This window comes from Brevibacillus brevis, from assembly GCF_031583145.1.
GTDB lineage: Bacteria > Bacillota > Bacilli > Brevibacillales > Brevibacillaceae > Brevibacillus > Brevibacillus brevis_E.
In genome coordinates this window covers 4115100-4132710 of record NZ_CP134050.1, presented here as the reverse complement: position 1 = coordinate 4132710, position 17611 = coordinate 4115100, and the positions used below count along the sequence as shown (strand labels likewise).

Annotated in this window: 20 protein-coding genes; all 20 read left to right on the top strand. The window is 48.0% G+C overall.

All coding sequences use genetic code 11. The features are described from left to right. The first annotated feature begins 2 nt into the window (after positions 1 to 2). A complete protein-coding gene (locus tag RGB73_RS20530) occupies positions 3 to 2252 on the top strand; it encodes a hypothetical protein (protein ID WP_310764581.1) in 2250 nt (749 codons plus the stop codon). Continuing rightward, positions 2249 to 2689 carry a hypothetical protein gene (locus tag RGB73_RS20525; RefSeq protein WP_310764580.1) on the top strand — a complete coding sequence of 147 codons (441 nt, stop codon included), beginning with the start codon at positions 2249 to 2251 and terminating at the stop codon, positions 2687 to 2689. The genes RGB73_RS20530 and RGB73_RS20525 overlap by 4 nt, the downstream gene beginning before the upstream one ends. A 185-nt stretch (positions 2690 to 2874) precedes the next feature. After that, positions 2875 to 3573 carry an RcpC/CpaB family pilus assembly protein gene (locus RGB73_RS20520; protein WP_310764579.1) on the top strand — a complete coding sequence of 233 codons (699 nt, stop codon included), beginning with the start codon at positions 2875 to 2877 and terminating at the stop codon, positions 3571 to 3573. Beyond that, positions 3570 to 4769 carry a CpaE/TadZ family protein gene (locus tag RGB73_RS20515; RefSeq protein WP_310764578.1) on the top strand — a complete coding sequence of 400 codons (1200 nt, stop codon included), beginning with the start codon at positions 3570 to 3572 and terminating at the stop codon, positions 4767 to 4769. Before RGB73_RS20520 ends, RGB73_RS20515 begins: the two co-directional genes overlap by 4 nt. A 12-nt stretch (positions 4770 to 4781) precedes the next feature. Further along, positions 4782 to 6173 (top strand): TadA family conjugal transfer-associated ATPase, encoded by a 1392-nt coding sequence (locus RGB73_RS20510; RefSeq protein WP_310764577.1) that lies wholly within the window; start codon positions 4782 to 4784, stop codon positions 6171 to 6173. 10 nt (positions 6174 to 6183) lie between these two features. Continuing rightward, a complete protein-coding gene (locus RGB73_RS20505; protein ID WP_310764576.1) occupies positions 6184 to 7041 on the top strand; it encodes a type II secretion system F family protein in 858 nt (285 codons plus the stop codon). A 3-nt stretch (positions 7042 to 7044) separates the two neighbouring features. Continuing rightward, on the top strand, positions 7045 to 7917 hold the full coding sequence (locus RGB73_RS20500; RefSeq protein ID WP_310764575.1) for a hypothetical protein: 873 nt from the start codon (positions 7045 to 7047) through the stop codon (positions 7915 to 7917). A 91-nt stretch (positions 7918 to 8008) separates the two neighbouring features. Further along, positions 8009 to 8227 (top strand): hypothetical protein, encoded by a 219-nt coding sequence (locus tag RGB73_RS20495; protein ID WP_035294754.1) that lies wholly within the window; start codon positions 8009 to 8011, stop codon positions 8225 to 8227. A gap of 70 nt (positions 8228 to 8297) precedes the next feature. Further along, complete coding sequence (locus RGB73_RS20490) at positions 8298 to 8504, top strand: hypothetical protein (RefSeq protein WP_238504140.1); 207 nt, start codon at positions 8298 to 8300, stop codon at positions 8502 to 8504. Further along, positions 8501 to 8902: a hypothetical protein gene (locus RGB73_RS20485; RefSeq protein ID WP_238504139.1), complete on the top strand. Its 402-nt coding sequence runs from the start codon at positions 8501 to 8503 to the stop codon at positions 8900 to 8902. The genes RGB73_RS20490 and RGB73_RS20485 overlap by 4 nt, the downstream gene beginning before the upstream one ends. Positions 8903 to 8906: 4 nt before the next feature. Further along, positions 8907 to 9311: a prepilin peptidase gene (locus RGB73_RS20480; protein WP_310764574.1), complete on the top strand. Its 405-nt coding sequence runs from the start codon at positions 8907 to 8909 to the stop codon at positions 9309 to 9311. A gap of 28 nt (positions 9312 to 9339) precedes the next feature. Further along, the gene (locus tag RGB73_RS20475) at positions 9340 to 10164 is read left to right on the top strand and encodes a putative bifunctional diguanylate cyclase/phosphodiesterase (RefSeq protein ID WP_310764573.1); all 825 of its coding nucleotides are present in this window, start codon (positions 9340 to 9342) and stop codon (positions 10162 to 10164) included. Between the two features lie 2 nt (positions 10165 to 10166). After that, a complete protein-coding gene (locus tag RGB73_RS20470; RefSeq protein WP_310764572.1) occupies positions 10167 to 10430 on the top strand; it encodes a helix-turn-helix transcriptional regulator in 264 nt (87 codons plus the stop codon). Positions 10431 to 10715: 285 nt separating this feature from the next. After that, the gene (locus RGB73_RS20465; RefSeq protein ID WP_310764571.1) at positions 10716 to 12179 is read left to right on the top strand and encodes a cell division protein FtsZ; all 1464 of its coding nucleotides are present in this window, start codon (positions 10716 to 10718) and stop codon (positions 12177 to 12179) included. 149 nt (positions 12180 to 12328) lie between these two features. Beyond that, positions 12329 to 12898 carry a hypothetical protein gene (locus tag RGB73_RS20460; protein ID WP_310764570.1) on the top strand — a complete coding sequence of 190 codons (570 nt, stop codon included), beginning with the start codon at positions 12329 to 12331 and terminating at the stop codon, positions 12896 to 12898. 835 nt (positions 12899 to 13733) lie between these two features. Then, positions 13734 to 14240, top strand: a complete 507-nt coding sequence (locus RGB73_RS20455; RefSeq protein ID WP_310764569.1) for a hypothetical protein — start codon at positions 13734 to 13736, stop codon at positions 14238 to 14240. Further along, entirely contained in the window at positions 14240 to 14740 is a 501-nt protein-coding gene (locus RGB73_RS20450; protein WP_310764568.1) for a hypothetical protein, read from the top strand. The genes RGB73_RS20455 and RGB73_RS20450 overlap by 1 nt, the downstream gene beginning before the upstream one ends. 232 nt (positions 14741 to 14972) lie before the next feature. After that, the gene (locus tag RGB73_RS20445) at positions 14973 to 15683 is read left to right on the top strand and encodes a metallophosphoesterase family protein (protein ID WP_310764567.1); all 711 of its coding nucleotides are present in this window, start codon (positions 14973 to 14975) and stop codon (positions 15681 to 15683) included. Between the two features lie 187 nt (positions 15684 to 15870). Then, the gene (locus tag RGB73_RS20440; RefSeq protein WP_310764566.1) at positions 15871 to 17364 is read left to right on the top strand and encodes a type IV secretory system conjugative DNA transfer family protein; all 1494 of its coding nucleotides are present in this window, start codon (positions 15871 to 15873) and stop codon (positions 17362 to 17364) included. 34 nt (positions 17365 to 17398) lie between these two features. After that, complete coding sequence (locus RGB73_RS20435) at positions 17399 to 17611, top strand: hypothetical protein (RefSeq protein WP_238504235.1); 213 nt, start codon at positions 17399 to 17401, stop codon at positions 17609 to 17611.

The following is a 17611-nucleotide window of genomic DNA, read 5'->3' as shown; positions in this document are numbered from 1 at the left end:
ACTTGAGGAACAGACAAAAAACCTTGCTCCCTTTGATCGTGATTGCGTTCCTGATGGTCACGGTTCTTCCCGCGTCCGGATTTTCAACGAGCAAGCCTCCTGTGATCTATTCGCTGACGATCAATGGACAAAATGCTCCGACCGTATACGCGGACGTTGGAGAAGTGAGTTATTCGATTTTGTTGGAAAGCTTTTCGGCGAACAAGAAGGCGTTAGTCTCCCTGGAGTACCGGAACACTGAAACCAATCAACTGACAACAGTATTTGAAGAACAATGGCTTGAAGAAAAGACAAACTCCGGAACCTTTGCACTTCAAAAGGGAACGTATGAGGTCACGCTTCATGCGAAAGACGAAGAAGGGAATGTGGCGCAACCATATACGGTTACGGTTATTGTAGGCAGCGACACAAACTTGAAACTGCTTGAGGTGAGTCCCAATCCGATCCTGATCAAACGAGATAAGGAGACAAGAGATGTCTCGGTCACCGTAGAAAATCAATCACCAAGTCCGAAAACAACGCAGGTAGCATGGAAATGGGAGGGGGATCAACAATGGCAGGAAGTCAAGGAAGTAACCTTGCCGGGGAGGTATGAGAACCTGGGGCGCCAAGCCATATCGTTTTCCATCACGTTTGACATGCAGGGGAAAAAGGAAAGAGCGATGGAATTCGAGGTGAATCCCGATCACAATCCGTTGGAAAAAGATTACGGGGATAATCACGCGAACACGCTCGTTCAGTTTGACTTCCCAGACTTAGAAATCGGGGAAGGTATATTGACCGGTAAGACAGCCACTGGAATCACAGTCGAATTTCCTGTGAAGCAAAAGGATTTGCCGGGACGTACCCAAACGTTGGTCACATCCATGGAGTACGGTTTGGGGGCAGAAGCAACAAAATTGGGCGAGATCTCGAATATCTCGCTTGGGGTTGGGGAAGAAAAATTGATTTCGGCAACGTTTCCACTACAAAATACCGTATATGCCCGGCTCAATCCACATGAAAATGCTCCTCCGGTTGAGTTGTATGGATTCCATAACAACTTGGAAGTCACCACGCTTGATTTGACGAAGAACTTGAATCTGTACGTCAAATCAGTCAAAGGTGGGGTATATCGTCAGGGAGACAACGTTACGACAGTCGTACAGGTAGGGAATATTCCAGATAGTGTCATGCCCGAAGCGGTCGATCTCGTTCTGCGTTTCGATGGTAAGGAGGTGGGCCGGCAATCCGTTCATCTGAATCCGGGTGAAGAGCGGGAGGTTCCTTTCGAGTGGAAGAGGCCTGTAACCGGGAAATTGGAAAGGATGACATACAAATTGGAAGCCGAGATTCATCCTCAGCCGCGGAAATTTGACGAGATTACGTACGCGGACAATATCAAATCTGCGAGTGTTGTTTTGCTGCCCGAAGAGGTGGTCGGGGCAGCTTGTCGCGGGGCAAAGGTCCAGACGACAGCGGTTTCGGGCACCTATGAGTACTATTGCAATTGTACACCCACTGGCTGCAGCATTTGCACAGGAAAGTATTATGAATCCATCGTCGTTACACCGGAGTATCAAACGGCAACCGTGAAAGCAGGGATGGGTTTTGCCTACAAGCTGAATACGGAGTACCACAACTCCAATCCCCACAATGGATCGAACCATGATTTTTCCAAGATCATAGCGGAGTTCGATACAGAGGAGTACCAAGGAGATACTATTGTCCTGCCGTCAGTTGAGTTGGTGCCTAAGCACGCTCCGCCGGTATCAGAAAACATCTGGCAATTTCCACGGGCCAAGATTGAACGGGGACAGAAGGACATAGAGGCCATCGAGTACCTTCACACGCTTGATCCATTGGAAGTCGATGAAAGTCAGTACGTGGATGGGCAAAACAAGTATTACACCAGCTTTTATCAAAAGGATGGAACGTATCCTTTTGCGGTGAAGGGCGAAGGGGCAGGAGTAACCTTCATCACTCATACGGATATTAAGGGCAATACGACGGTAACACCTGTTTCTCCGCGTCTCGCCACATGTATTGACCAAGCATATAACATTCAAGGAAGCCCCCATGATGATTATATCTATCGACGGGTCGATCCAAACAATCCATATCCCCACAACATTCGGCCGGGATGGGATTGGCTGGAACACGAATGGTACTTCGATGAACTTGTTCCCTGGTACAACAGCAACGGAAAGGAAAATTCCAACGGGATTGAGGTTGAGGAATTCTCCGTCTACCCACAAGAGGCGCGGAGGTGATCACTTTGACAGGGATACCCAAGATGGTAGCCTTTTTTATTTGCTTGGCTTTTGTGATTGCGTACTTTAAAGACGTAAGCATCGTCGTATTCGGAAAAGAAGACTTTCGAAGTGCGGCGATTGCCGCGGCTCGGCAGGCCATTATCAAACATCAGGATTGGGCTGCTTTGCGAGTAGGAGATCCACCTTATCTGATGCGGGAGGGATTGGAAGATACCATTAGTCGGGTACTTCAAAACAACCTGAATGTGGGTCCGAAGGAATTAAACGTGCGGATGAACGTACAAACGTCGCCCGCGCTTCTTTCCCTTGCTGTAGATGCTAACTATAGCAGTTCCCTTCTCAAAATGCTGAAGGAGGACAACATTCTTGTAAACGTCCCGGTTCAGACAACGGAGATCATCGAATCGAAGTATGACGTTAAAAATTACGAATAAAAGGTGGTGAATGGGCGCACAACGGGCGCCTTTTTCTTATGCAAAGAAATGTGAGAATCGTCATCCTGCTATTGCTTATCGCATTGGTTGGAGGGGGTGTTTACTTCGGATATACAGAGTATGAGAAACGACAAAGTGCATTGGTTCCAGTATTGACCGTCTCGCAAGAGATTCCTCCCCGCACCATGATTACCCAAAAAATGTTTGACGACGGAGTGATCAAGGTGAGCATGCACCCGGCCAAGATCGTTCCGCCAAATGTGTTCCGAAAACCGGAAGACGTCCTGAATAAGTTTACAGCCACCAACTATACGGTGCCGCCGAACAGCTATTTGTACGTCGGAAAGGTATTGACGGCCGAGGAAATGAAAGATGGCGCGGCAATGCTCCTCAATGAAGGGGAGAAGATGATTGCGATCAACACAAATTTGCGCTCTTCCTTAGCGGCCCAGATTACGGAAGGGAGTTACATCGACCTGTGGCTGTCAGCGGTGGCCAAAGAGGATAAAAAGCCGGTGATCGGCCCGTTCCTGGAAAAAGTGAGGGTGATCGGGACGTATGCAACCAGTTCTCAAAAGTCGCGTCCAACGACAGATACCGTTACCAAAAACAGCAGCGATGAGCAGCAGCCGGTAACCATCGGGGCAAATGTCGTGCCGCAAACGATACTTCTCGCGGTCAATAATGAACAGATCGCATTGATCCAACTGGCTGAAAAACTCGGAACCATACAAGTAGTGGGAGTGAGTTACAAGGACTATGGCAAAACAACATCAGCTGCGGATAACGGGCTTTGGTCAGTCAAGAGGATGCGGGAATGGATGACGGCAGAATTGAGTAAAACGTTTCAAGTTCTCGAAACTACAAAGGGGGATGCCCAATGATTATCAACGCAAGCAGCTATGAGCAGATTACTCAGCTCGCACGCTCTTATGGAATCGTGTGCGAAGAACGGTATGATCTTGGAGATGCACAATCACCTGTCATTCTGTCAGATACAACCGACCCGACCGGTGAAGTGGCGAATACGTTGGCGAGCCAGGGGGTTCCTGTTCTTTATTTAGCGTACGATCCTCCCGTCAATTTGTCTCCCTCTATCTCCATTTTGAAGGGGAAGGAAGTAAGGTGGGAGCAAATTTACGCCTGGATTCAGTCCTCCCTGCAAAGGCAAGAGCAAAAACAGCACATTGCCCATTTGAACGTGAAACGAACGATCGGTTTTTTTGGAATCCAACCGGGGGTAGGAGCTGGTTCGATTGCCCGAGCCTTGTCTTTTTATTCGGCCATGAATGGGAAGAAAACGCTGTACATCGACTTGGACATTCGATTCCCCAAGGCACCGTATCTGATCGGGTATAAGGATTCGCGATACACGTTGGAAGGACTGCTCAAGGCCCTACAAAGCAAAGAGCGGCCCAATATGGAGCCCTACTTTTTGCATAAGTCCAAGATGGGGCAAGTCACCAAACATCTGGCGGAACACTTCAAGAAGCTGCCGGATTTGTTGTACGTCCTGTCTCCGTCGGCCGACCTTGGTTTTGAGTATTTTCCAACCTTGGGGACGGACCTCAACGAGATTACCGACTACATGAAAAAAATCGTGGAGGGAGCCAAACCATTCTTTGAAAACATCATTTTTTCCATGGGAAGCGATCCGGATGAGCCGCTACACTTGGCCATACTTAGAGCCTGCGATCAGCGCGTCTTTGTCACGGATACCAGTCCGTCTGCTGTGCGGTTGTTTCCGCAACGAATCAAACTGCTGGAGAACACCGGTGTTCCAGTGGACGGTGCCCAGGTAATTATCAACAAGCTTCCTGAAAAGATGAACATCGCCATATTTGAAGAGTTCCTACAACGTCGTGTCACCTATACAATTCCGTATGATCCGCAGATGATTACCGAGATTCACAAATTAAACTTGCTCGGTGGAAAGTCATTTGAGTCAGCCATTGGTGAAATAGCAGAGGGGTTATTGGGGCTAGAGAAGGAAGCGAAAAGACGGGAAGCCAGCTCGAAAAAGGCAGGACGCGGCAGCCTCCTTTCACAATTTTCCCTGTTTCGAGAAAAAACCGTGTGAGGTGGATCAACAATGCCAAATGAAACAATCTTGTTAAATAGAGGACGTGTAAACCTGCAACAACTGCAAAGCCAGCAGGCTGCTACGAAGTCTTCTCGGCCAGACGAAGAACAAAGTGTGGAACACACCAGTTCCGACTACGAATTGGTGCGAAATGAAGTACGAAACTTTCTCATGAATGAACATAACAAACTTGTCCAGGATGCGCTGTTCAATAAAAAACGAAAGCCGGAGGTAGAGCGGACTATCCGCAACTACCTGCAGATCGAACGAAAGTTTGTGGCTGGCATGGGCATCGATGATGTCGTTCTCCGAATTTGGAAAGACATTTTTTCATTGGGGCCGCTGGATGATGCGTTGGAGGACAACTCCATCACGGAGATCATGATTAACGGGTACGATCAGCCGTGGGTAAAGCAAAACGGAAAAGACCGCCCAGCAGGGGATCTGATTCAATTTGACAATCAGAAGCACCTGGAGACCATCATTGTCACCAAAATCCTGAATTCATGCGGGAAGTCGGTATCGGATAAGAATCCGATTGTGGATGCGCGGATCGGTGAATGCCGGGTAAATGTGGTATGGCAACCCATCAGTCAAATGAAAGGGCCCATATTGACCATCCGAAAGTTTCCTCCGATCACGTTGACGGAAACGGAATTTTTGGAAAAAGGAACAGCGTCGCCCGAGATGTTTGAGTTTATCAAACTAATTGTTCAAGGGGGCTGCTCCATTTGCATGGGCGGGAGTACCGGGTCCGGAAAAACCACAACCTTTAAGCTGATGGCAGGCTTCATCAAAAAAGGCGAACGAGTCGTTGTCATTGAAGACACCGCCGAAATGCGATTGGAAAAGCTGTATCCCTATGAGGAAGGCTATCACTTTATTTCGGAAGAGTGTCGGATCATGGAAGATGAGTCGTTGGACATTGTAATCCAAAAGTTGGTCGTTACCAGTTTGCGTCAGACACCAAAGCGGTTGATCATCGGGGAGATTCGCAAAGAGAAGGATCTCTTGGCGGCGATTGAGGCTGCCTTGATTGGGCACCCGTTGTGGTTTACCATGCATGGCCTCAGTGCTTCAGAATTGGCAGAACGGATTAGTATGCTTTTGGCACGGTTTATGACCAAACAGGACGCCAATCGGCTGTTATCCAAGTCGCTTAACATTATCATGATGCAGAAGCATTTTGCTGAAGATGACCGCCGCCGCGTGTTTGAAATCGTGGAGATTGTTGGCGTTGACAAAGACGGAGAATTGATCCTCAACCCGATCTTCGAGTATGACTGGGATCATAAAAAGTTTGTTCGCAGCAACCCCATTTCTGAACGTCTGGTCAAAATGTTCCAACATGCAGAAATTCCAAGAACGAGATACGAAAAGTATCTCCAACCCGCTGGATGAGGTGGCAACAATGAGCATGGCGATTTTGTTAGCTGTAGGAGCCACGTTATTTTGCTTCCTTCTCTTGCTATGGTTTGAGTCCGGGAAAAGAGAGACGATCAAGTGGATTGAACTGCACAAGCCAGCAAAAAGAGAGCGCAATAGTTTTTTTGCCGAGGGAGAAAGGCTGGGGGTTTCGGTTCAGAAACAAGTCATATGGTGGGGACTTGCTTTCGGAATCGGAGTTGGCTTGTCTTTTCTTTTTCTCAACCCATTTATTCCAATACTCGTTTTGGTCGCCAATTACTTCTCAATCAAGATGTTTTACTTAAATAAAGAACGCCATATTCGGGATTTGGCGAAAGAGCAGTTGGGACCGGCGCTTCAAAATTTGGGTGCCGCTTTTCGCATTCAAAAAAACTGGAAACGTGCGTTGGAGACCACGATTCCGAGCCTGGACGAGCCGTTGAAAAGCGAGTTCATGCGTGTGTACCAGCTCCACAGCAGTGATGTTTTGATTGGGGAAGCCCTACAGGAGATGATGGAACGGCTCAAAGTACCCGAAATGAACTTGTTTGTGAAGATGGCCGAGATCAGTCAATCGGTTGGCGACAGCGCAGCCGAAGGCGTATTGGTTGCGGGTGCCTTCTTTCAAACCAAGCGATTGGCAAGAATGGAGCTGGCCAATGCTATGCTAAGTGCTGTTCGAGAGAATCGTTGGCTGTCCTATTTGTTCATTGCTGCAGTGGCATTTTTCCGGTTCTTTCAGCCAGAAATATTTGCAGTGTACACAAATAGTTTGGTAGGCCAATGCTTGTTAACCGTGTATCTGGGGATTGCTCTTTTTGTCCCCGTCGTGAGTTATTTCATTATCCGAAAAGAGGTGTGATCGTTGATCTTTCTCGTTTTTGGGGGAGGGTTACTGGCCTTCCTCCTTTTTCTAATCCTGTTTTACCTGTTTCAGCCCTCGTCAACCTATCGGGCATCAATCCTTTTAGAGGAAGTCAAACCCGATCAAACATGGCACCGGTCATTCGGGTTTCTTTTTCCTCTGACCAACAAGTACTTGCTGCGAACCAGAGCTGCGATTGAGCAAGAACTACTGGATGCTGATTCGAGGAAGACACCTGAGCAGATTGGCGTTGAACAATTTGTGTACATGGTCGGTGTGTTGTTGCTGTTTCTGATTGTTCACTTGTTCGTGAAATCTTGGTTCATACTCGGTCTGGGTATCCTTTTAGCCGTATACTTTTTCTTCGAGCCGAGGAGAGAGCTAAAAAACAAAGCGAAGAAATTGCGGGAAGAGATACGAAAGGAAACGCCCAACTTTGCATTGACGGTCAGACTCTTGCTCAAGGGGCAAAAGACCCCAGCAGATGCGCTGCGAATTGCTTGCGAACACGGAACAGGTAGTGGGCTGAGAGCGTATGCGGAAGTACTCAAACAAGACTTGGAGTTTCTGTCACCGCAGGAGGCCGTCCAAAAGTTTGCCAGGAGTACAAAAGTGCCGGAATTGATTGAGTTCAGTGCAGCTCTTTCTCAATACATGACGGTAGGGCCTGGGAAAGATGGACAGGAAATCTTGGCGCAGATGGAATCGACGTTTCGGGAGTTGGACAAAAAACTCATGGAGCGCGAAAAGCAAGTTCGTCCCGCCAAGGTAAAGGCGATGAATATGATCATTGCCTTGGACGGTATCCTGTTTATTGCCACGCTGATGGCGTTGTATTTGGTCAGCATGCTGTCAAAAGGACCTGCCTTTTGAAAGGGGGGATTCGGTTGAGAGATCCCCCCTGTGGAGACGGTACAACCGACCAAAGAAGTCAAACCAAAAAAATATGTAGGAGAGGATTACTATGTGGAACAAAATGATTCAAAAAGGGAAAGGCTTGTTTAAACTGATCCGTAACGATCGTGGTACGGTATTGATGGAAAAGAAAATTCTGTTGGTCGTCATTGTCGTAGGCGTTTTTGGATTCAGTGGCCTTGGCTATACGTTCCTGAAAGACTATTGGAACCAAACGTCCACCAACATTAAAAACAATAGCCAAATTAACGAAGAAGTGAGCTGGTAAAAAGGGCGGACCGGGCAGAAATGCCCGGTTTTTCTATTTATGAAATGCATTTCGAAAGGAGAGGAAGCGAATGCAAAGGTTTTTCGGCCAGTGGTACCTTGATACATCAGGTACGGTTCTGATGGAAAAGAAAGTGATCTTGGTGGTTGCTGCTGTGATGATCTTCGGTATGGCCTCCATGGCCTTACCTTGGATCCACTCGTATTTTTCCGACTATACCGCCAGTGTACGAAATGCTGGGAAAGTACATGAATTTCGGAGCGTGATCCTCCAATGAAAACGCTCAGAAATCAAAGTGGGTTTATCAGTATTGAGTATTTGATCATCTTCTCCCTAATTTTCCCGTTCTTCATCCTCATGGGCGACTTTGTTCAATGGGGAGGAAAATGGCTGAATGCTCAGGTTTGTATCAACGACACGACTCAAAAAATGGGGGAACATGGGGGGCTGTTGGATGGCACGATCCCCTATTTGCAACAGCGGTTTGCTGATGCCGGACTGGACCCTGCTGAATGGGATTTGACAATTTCAGCCGGTCCATTGGCAAAAGGGGAGGAAGGCGTGATTGCCGTTTCGTCCACCTACACGTTCAAGTCTTTGAAGATCATCGGGATCACGGCTCAAGTTCCCTTACGGGCATCAGCCACGTTTACATCACAAATCTGGATGAGGTGAGGAAGTGATACTCATTGGGTTCTCTACCATTGTCCTGTTGATCGCCGCTTGGACGGATTGGAAATGGCGGATCATTCCGGATTGGTTGACCTATCCGTCTATGGTGGTTGCGATCCTGTACCATTCCGTTCATGACCAATTGGGGTATTCCGTATTCGGTGGTTTGTTTGTGTTCTTTATGCTGATGGTACTCTCATTGTTCGTGCAAGACGGCATTGGGGGAGGGGATATGAAACTCCTTACCTTTTTGGGATTTGCGCTTGGGTTCCCGCTCGTAAATTGGGTGATCTTATTGTCTTTTTTGTCGGGGCTCATCTTTTCCAAGGTGATGAATCAGGTTCAGGTACCGTTTGCGCCGTTTATCGCGTTTTCATTCGTGATCCTGCTGCCGACGATTTCTATGGGGTAGCAAGGAAAAAGAAATGGAGGAGGGGCCGATGGATCTGCCGGTAATCCAGTACGCGAAGAACATATGCGAACAAGAATTACGAAAAGCGTTGGCAGCGGGAAAGGAGGGAGGGATCGAGATTTATTACCAACCATTTGTTCACGTTGGGACAGGTCAGGTTATTGGAGCGGAAGCTCTCACACGATGGGTACACCCATTGTTAGGGGACATATCGCCTCGTATCTTCGTTCCACTGGCGGAATCCAATGGCCTGGTTACCGATTTGGACCGATACGTTTTAACAGTTGCTTGCCAACAGGCGAGGAAGTGGCAAGACACGTATGGCCCAATACGAATCGCAACCAATATTTCCCCGCATTCCCTACAACATGCCGACTTTGTCACGGTTATCTTGAATGTCTTGCAAGAAACACGGTTACCCCCAGAGTGTTTGGAGATTGAACTGACGGAGAATATTGCAATACGACAAGAACACACCCATTCGATATTGGCCAGGTTGAAAGGGCTCGGCATAAAGATCGCGATTGACGATTTTGGTACGGGATACTCTTCGCTAAATTACCTGCGTGTGTTTCCCGTAGACACATTGAAAATCGACAAAGTATTTGTGCGAGATGTCGAAAACAGCCAGCAGGAAGTTCCGATTACTTCAGCCATAATTCGTCTTGCTCATGAATTGAATCTGCAGATTGTTGCCGAGGGAGTCGAATCAGAGGAACAAAAAAACTATCTCTTGCGTAAAGACTGCCACGTCATGCAGGGGTTTTTGTTCAGCAAACCACTGCCGGCCGATCAGTTTGAGCGATTCTTACAGGCCAGTGTACATTCCGGATCACGGATAGGGAGGTGTTGACGATGACAGAAAACCGGTTGCTTGACAAACTGATGATCGGAGTTTCCGAAAAGTATAGCCTAACTCCCCAAGAATCGAAGGTGCTGTCCATGCTGCTGCAAGGATACTCCATCCCGCAAGTTGCCGTTCATTTGGAAGTTTCTCCTTATACTGCGGAAAAACACAGCCAAACCGTGCTGAGAAAGCTAAACATTATGTACAAACGAGAGTTACCTTTTTGGCTTCTAAAAGAAATCGAGACAGCTAAAGGAATGGTGAATATATGACCCGATTGTACGAGTCGAGACACTATGCCTTGTTTTCTAACCGACTGACTGAACCCATGAAGGATGTTCTTTGCATTATCGGAGAGAGCGGAGAGATCAATAAACAATCGATCATTGACACGAGTAGATACAGCAAAACAGTCGTCCATGCTTGTGTTGAAGCGTTGTATTTTTCCGGTCTTCTAAAGTTGAGGACACCAAGACGAGAAACGCTCTACTCGCTCTCCGAGGAAGGACAAGCGTTTGTAGATTATTTGTTGCTGACTTCAAACGAGGGGGGATACCATGAGCCTGATGAACAGTAAAGAATTGGAGTTCATGACAAACAGTGGCCTAATCCAAGATGTGTCCTTGCGATTTGGCGTGATAGGCGCCGGCCAAAAAGGGAACAAGGATGCGGATATCTTTGCCGGTTATCGCTTTGCGGATGGGACACAATGCTACCCAACGTTGGCAATCAACTTTGCCCAGGCGGATATGATTCACCTGAAAAATATCCCGGAAAAGGATCGCATTCACTTTGACGGAATGAAAGGAGCTGCTCGGACTCCATCTCTTGTGGTCGAGTTATTCGATCCGACGTTAAACCCCAAGGCGAATGAATTGAGAAGCCAGTTGGCTGTGGCCATGGAAAAGAAATTTGCAAATGTGGACCATCTGATCATTTCGCTTGGAGCCGGGGGTGGGGTGGGAACCGGTTGGGGCTCTCTTACCCTTAATTTGATCAAGGAAGGATTCTTTCCGGTTCCGATCACCTTACTTATTTCGCTGCCGTTTGACGATCCGGATGAAATCGCAAACGCATTGCTACTGCTAAAGGAGATTCAGGAGTTTCTCAAGGTACAGGAAGAGTTGTTTGAATCCTCTGACACCAAGCCGTTAGCCAGCGTGATGTTAACCGACAACAAAAAGATTTACCATGATTTTGCATTGAAGAAAGGATCGCGGACACTCCAACATACGACACTGTCCTGGAAGGACGAGGGGAATAATGCGATCATTAGTACCATCCACGAGGCCAATCTCATCCCGGCCAACTTTGGAAGCGACAACGTAACCTATGACCCGTCCGACTTCATCAAGTTGATGCAGCTCTCCGGCAAGCTTCTTACGATAGCGAAAGCGCGGTTGGAACCGGATTTTACCATCGAAAAACTGGAAGCCAAGATGAAAGCAAGCATCGAAAAGGGGTACTTTGCTTGCGGGCACCAGTACCAAACGGCGACGATGTACGGCGGTTTTATTTTGCGGCCGTCCAACGCGGACTTTTTCAAGGATGTCATCACGGAACGGACGATCAAAAAAGTGATCAGTGACTACAATCCGATCACGCAGATGAGAGGCAAGTTTGGCGACCCGATCTGGAATGAAAATTACGCGGTCATCTACACCTTTTTTGCCGGGATGGGGATGCCAAGCCGATTCGCCGAGCTGGCGAAAGAACTTCAGCAGATCAAGGAAAAACAAGAGCAGGTTCAACAAGAATCGGAAGTGGATGTTGATGTGTCTGCCGCTATCAAAAATGTGAAACAGTCTACGTTCAACCCATATCAGCCGAAAACGAACAAATTCGGAGGGGGTGGTTTTGGGGGAGGATTTCAGTCGGTGTTCAGTCGATCACAGTCGGCTGTCACCAAAGACGATGAGAATCAGGAGGGGAAGAAAGAGGAGCAGCCGAATCGCTTTGGCCAACGATCAGGAAACCGCTTTGATGCCCTTCGGAAGATTCGTCTTCATGAAAACCAGTAACAGCATCCCTATGGATACTGTCGGTATCCTATACCAATTACGACGGAGAGCCGAGAATACAGCATTTTGGAACGAACGGTACGTATGCCGATAGTATCCCAACGGATGGCGAAGGTATCCTCTGCCCAATCTATTGAGAAGGTGGTTTTATGTGGGAACGTACAGGGGTGGAACAAACCTATGAACTTCTCCTGCAAGCGCAGTATCAGTTAAAGGAATGGATGAAAGAAAGGAATCCCGTGGAAGATCCATGCTCTTTTCAACCGGTGTTGGAACCATTGGAAGACCATTGTTTTCGGTTGGTCTATCCGGAATTGGCTCCCGTGTTCAGTCGATTGAAGAACCACGCACCGGGACTGCGAGAGCAGATCAAGCAGGAGTGGTTGGTAGGGACGGAAGAAGCCTTGCGAGCATTCTGGCAGCCGGACCGCAAGAAGGCTTGGGATGGTTTTAATACGAGGGATGGAGTGGGAAATTACTACTTCCAGGAGCCCGTGGCGATCTGGATTCGGAACCATTATCCCGCCAATCTTCTCATTGACCTGGACAACCACGTGTACAAGTGGATGATCGATGCGTTGGTAAACGCCTATTTCATCCCCGACGACAACAAAAGTCGGGTGTCTCTTTTGTTTGACTATGAACCAAACGCCGATCACCCCCACACGGAAATGTACGTGCTGCCCAGACGAAAATTAATGGAGTTCTTGGCGGTGTAAAACCCAAAAAACAGTGGTTGTATACGTATGGAATCAAAGCGCTCTTTCATATGGAATTAAAAAAATCTACAGAAATTTCCACATGACGTTAGCGGCTATCCTATGGAATCAATTTAGAATCCATACGATACAGAGGGTGAAAACAGGGGTTAGTTAGAATCATTTGATTCCCTATGTTTGAACTTTGCTATTTAAGGAAAGCAAAATTCAGATGCCGGGTGTTGTGAAGATTCTTTGGTTCCATATCTGCCTTTCGGGGGTTAACTACGGGGTAGGAGCAAAAAGACAGATTCCATATGAAAAAAGTGTCCTGATCCCATGTCGTTCTATGGGTTTTGGAGATTGGGGGTCGGGGTTGTGCAATCAAAGGGCAATTCCGGTGGGATTAGGGGCTAAGGCCGGAGGCTGAAGCCCCTAATCTGCCCAGGTGACCAGCAGCCGGGAGAGGTCAAAATGCCGGGGGAAGAACTGCAATTCCACGGGTGTAGAAAGAGGGAATGTTGGTTGTCTGAAAGTTGATCGGTAAACGAAAACGGGCGAGCAAGTGGGAGAGTGCCCCGCACTCGACGGTTGCGAGCCATACAGCAACGAGGAAGGGGGAACGCTGGTGAGAACACCAGAAATCACGACAAATGACATTGCGCTGTTTCGGATGATATGGGCGTATCGTGGATGCACATCAGATGTACTGCGGCAACGGATTTTTGACGGTCGAAGATACGGGTATACACGAATTGCAACGTTACAAGAGCGCGGATACATTGCTAAACGAGCAATCTACAACCGGGAGTGGCCGAGGGGATACTGTTGGTATCTACTGAAAAAAGGGCTGGAAATGTTGGCTGACGTTGAGGGGTGGAGCCTAGAACGGTTGGAGATCGAGATTCGTCGATGGGAAGAATGGCGGAATGACAGCAAAGTTGCGCAATGGAACCGCCTATGGATTATGAACGTAGCAGTAGCGTGCGAAAAAGTCGGCTGGGTGTGGATACCGAAGTATGAATTTGTCGGGTGGGGCCGCCAAGATCGAGAGCAATCTCGTATTGGCGGCATCCTCATGTGGGAAGAGCAAAAGTATGCCTTGTTCGTAATCGAACCGCAGGGAGGGAGATTGCCGATCTACCGGGCGAAAGAAGAATCCCGTAGGGTGAGGGGGATCGTGGACGGTGTGATCGTTCTCAGCCGAAATGGGTGGTGCATGGAACAATGGGGCCTTCCGGATCATTGGGAGTACGTTCTCCCCTACGATGAAGGAATGGCGATTTTGAGTCTTGGCGCCGGATGGGAAGCGGCCATGAGAAAAGCAGGGAGGAACGTCTGGAAAGCGGAGGGGGCCTTGTGATGGGAGAAGGAAGGGCATCATTTCTCGTGATCGTCACAGCGGGATTTGTTCTTGCGAACGCCCTCCCCATGACCTGGATTCCTCTCTTGCTCTGGTTGGGGATTCTGTGGATATTGTGGATAACATTGTGGGTATGGAAAAAACAGGATTCCTATTCCGGCTGGTGGATGGGGGCGGCCTATTGGATTCTCATGGGATGGAAGGGAGATGAAGTCCGTCACGTCTTGTACCAGGTGGCCTTGGAGTATTGGAACGGGGATGGGGCGATGAACTGGTTGTTGATCACATTAGCGGTGACCGTCTTATATGCCGTGGCCGGCATCAAGATGTGTCACCGCTTTACGGTTGCCCTCCCCAAATGGGTACAGACGTCCATTGGCACATTTACCAAAAAGGCAAAAAAGGCGATGGGGCAAGATTGGGAGTTGATCGAATTCCAGTTGGGGATGGACCGTACGAACGAAATCACTAGTGAACCATTTCGTCCAGGTGGAGAATAAGGGGGATCAGTTGATACACAGCGGGGGGAAGTTGAAAATCGGTGGATGAGTTTAGGAGCATCTGCTCGATGGTATATTTGTTCAGGATAAAAGAGATTTAGACTAGAGGAGAGTTGTTAAGCTAGGGCAGTTTAGCGAAATACAAATTTCAAGTCGCATGGGCTAGTCAGCAACTTTTGTAAAGATAGACGGTAGAATAAAAAAACAGATGAATTCATTGAGGAGGGATAGAATGCTTAAGCGAGTCGCTGCAATTTATGATATCCACGGAAATGCTTCAGCATTAGAAGCTGTGCTGTCTGAAATTCAGAATTGTAATGTCGATGCAATTGTAGTTGGTGGGGACTTAGCTTGGGGACCGCAACCAGCATTAGTCATGGAACGGCTTTTGTCGCTTAGAGGTACTGTCTATTTTATTAGAGGCAATGCTGATCGAGAGGTAGCGGGTAGATACGGAGTCGAACAAGGGCTAGATGATTGGATAGCAGAAATAAATCGGTGGTGTGCAGAGCGATTATCGAATCAGCAGATGGAATTTTTACGGAACTTACGAGAAAGTTTGACGCTTACCATCGATGGATTGGGTGAAGTACTGTTCGTTCATGGCTCACCAAGGAGCGATGAAGAAGCGATTCGCAAAGACACTCCAGATAATGAAATTGCTCCGATGATTGAATCAGTAAGTCAAGGAATCGTTGTTTGTGGGCATACACATATTCAATTTGACCGTACTGTACTTGGTAAGCGTATCGTCAATGCAGGTAGCGTTGGACTTCAAAGTGCCGCTAGAGGAGCATGTTGGGCTCTATTAGGTCCACACGTAGAACTACGTGAAACAGAATATGATTATCAGAATGCCGCTGAGCAAATTCGTGGTTGTGGTATGCCAATGGCAGATGTCTTTGCAGACCATGTGTTAAATCCTCCAACGGAAGGTCCGTAAATAGTATATCAACAGTGAATAAATACGATTCAGAGTTATTGTACTTACGGGAATCTATAGTGAAGTAACCACTTTAGCAGTCTAAAACTTTTTTCTTGTTTTAGACTGCTTTTTGTGGGTAGGTCGTTTAAGTCTAAAACGTATTTTTTCAAGCTGTCGATATTGAAAGGAGGCAAAATAAACGAACATGGTAGTCACCTATGGCGGCTTAGACGCGTTTTTGCACACCTTGGTTGTGGGACCAACGGGCAGTGGGAAAACGAGTTACTTGCTCTCTCCCATGGCCATGCAGGTCTTGGAGTCGTATAAGCGGGGAAACCGTGTCGGAATGCTGATTTTGGAGCCGAGTGGTGACTTTGTGGAGGATATTTACCAGGGGTGCCTTGCCTATGGAATCCCGGTACGACGCGTCGATCCAACGTGGCACGGGAGCGATGGTCTGAACCCGTTGCTGGGCGAACCTCAAGTCGTTGCGGAAATGACGAGGACCGTACTAAAAAGGCTTTTTGGCAAACAAGAAGCCTTTTTCGCATTGGTGCAGGAAATGGCCGCGCGAAATGCGGTTTTGCTGTTGAAGCGGCTGTACGGAGACGATGCCGATCTGCTGCATATTGTCCGCGCGCTCCGGAATCTCAAAACGCTGAAGGAACACATCACGGAGTATGAACGAAAACACAGGCGAGATGACCTTGTGGAGTTTTTTCAGGTTGAGGTTTTCGACAGTGAAAACTTCACCAAAATTTCTACCGGTCTTCGGATGCAGTTGGAAGACTTGGTGGGGAACGAGCTGGTGTTGAAACTGCTAACGAAAAAGAAAGAGGAAAGCGTCCGGTTTGAGGAGCATTTGGCTAACGGAGGCGTGGTTCTCATCAACTCCGCATTGGGAGAGTTGGGGAATCTCAGCAGCATTTTCGGTCAGTTTGCCATCATGACGTTTCAAAATGCCGTTTTCCGTCGGCCGGGGAACCAATGGACGAGACGCCCGCATTACACCTTCATCGATGAGCTGCCCGAATACCTCAATCCGGATTTTCGCCGGCTATTGACGTTGGGGCGAAAATATCGAAACGCGTGTACGATCGCCATCCAGAATATTTCCCAACTGAAGGTGGACGGATATCCCGGGTTGGAGGATACCATTATGACCAACTGCCGGAACAAATTGATTTTCGCCTGCGAACACGAAGCGGATGCGAAGAAGTTTAGTGCCTTATTTGGGACGGAAAAACGCGTCAATCAGACCAAAATGTACGACACCCATATGGGAATAAAGGCATTCACGGCGGACAAAGTGACGCAGACGGAAAAGGAAGTACCGCGGTTTACCCCGACACAACTCATGGAGTTGCCAGCCTATCACTTTGTCGCCAGGCTTGTGAAGAACGGGCAATTACAGGTACCCAAACTTGTGAAGGGGGAATTGGTTCGAATACCGGAAGGAAAGGAGGAAGAATCAAATCGGAAACCATTCGCATGGGTAGAGAAAGTGACGAGAAAACGGAAGGAAGAGATGATCGCGAGGGATTCCCCAACCGAATCACAGGAGACATTAGCAGCAGTCTCACAAGAGGAGGGAGATCAGCCGAGAAAGAAGATCACGATTGTGTTTCCGGAGCAGGCCAATCTTTCCGGGGAAGAGAAATGGTTTACGTTACGAAAAGCCAAACGAAAAACGGGATAATACGGCTTCCTCTCAAATGAAGTGGGGGTGTCCATTGGATGAAATGGCGATTTTGGACCCTGGTTTTGGTAGGAATCACGATAGTAGCGGGTTTAACCCTTCTGGAGGCATTCTCCTAGTGGGGGCTTCAAGATATTTGGTAAAGGTGGAGATTTGGCATGGCAAGTCAAGCGGCTGTCAACAAACAACAGATGGTGGCAACCCAGAAGCCAGCAACTCGAAAGAAGCGATCAGCAAAAGTCAGTGA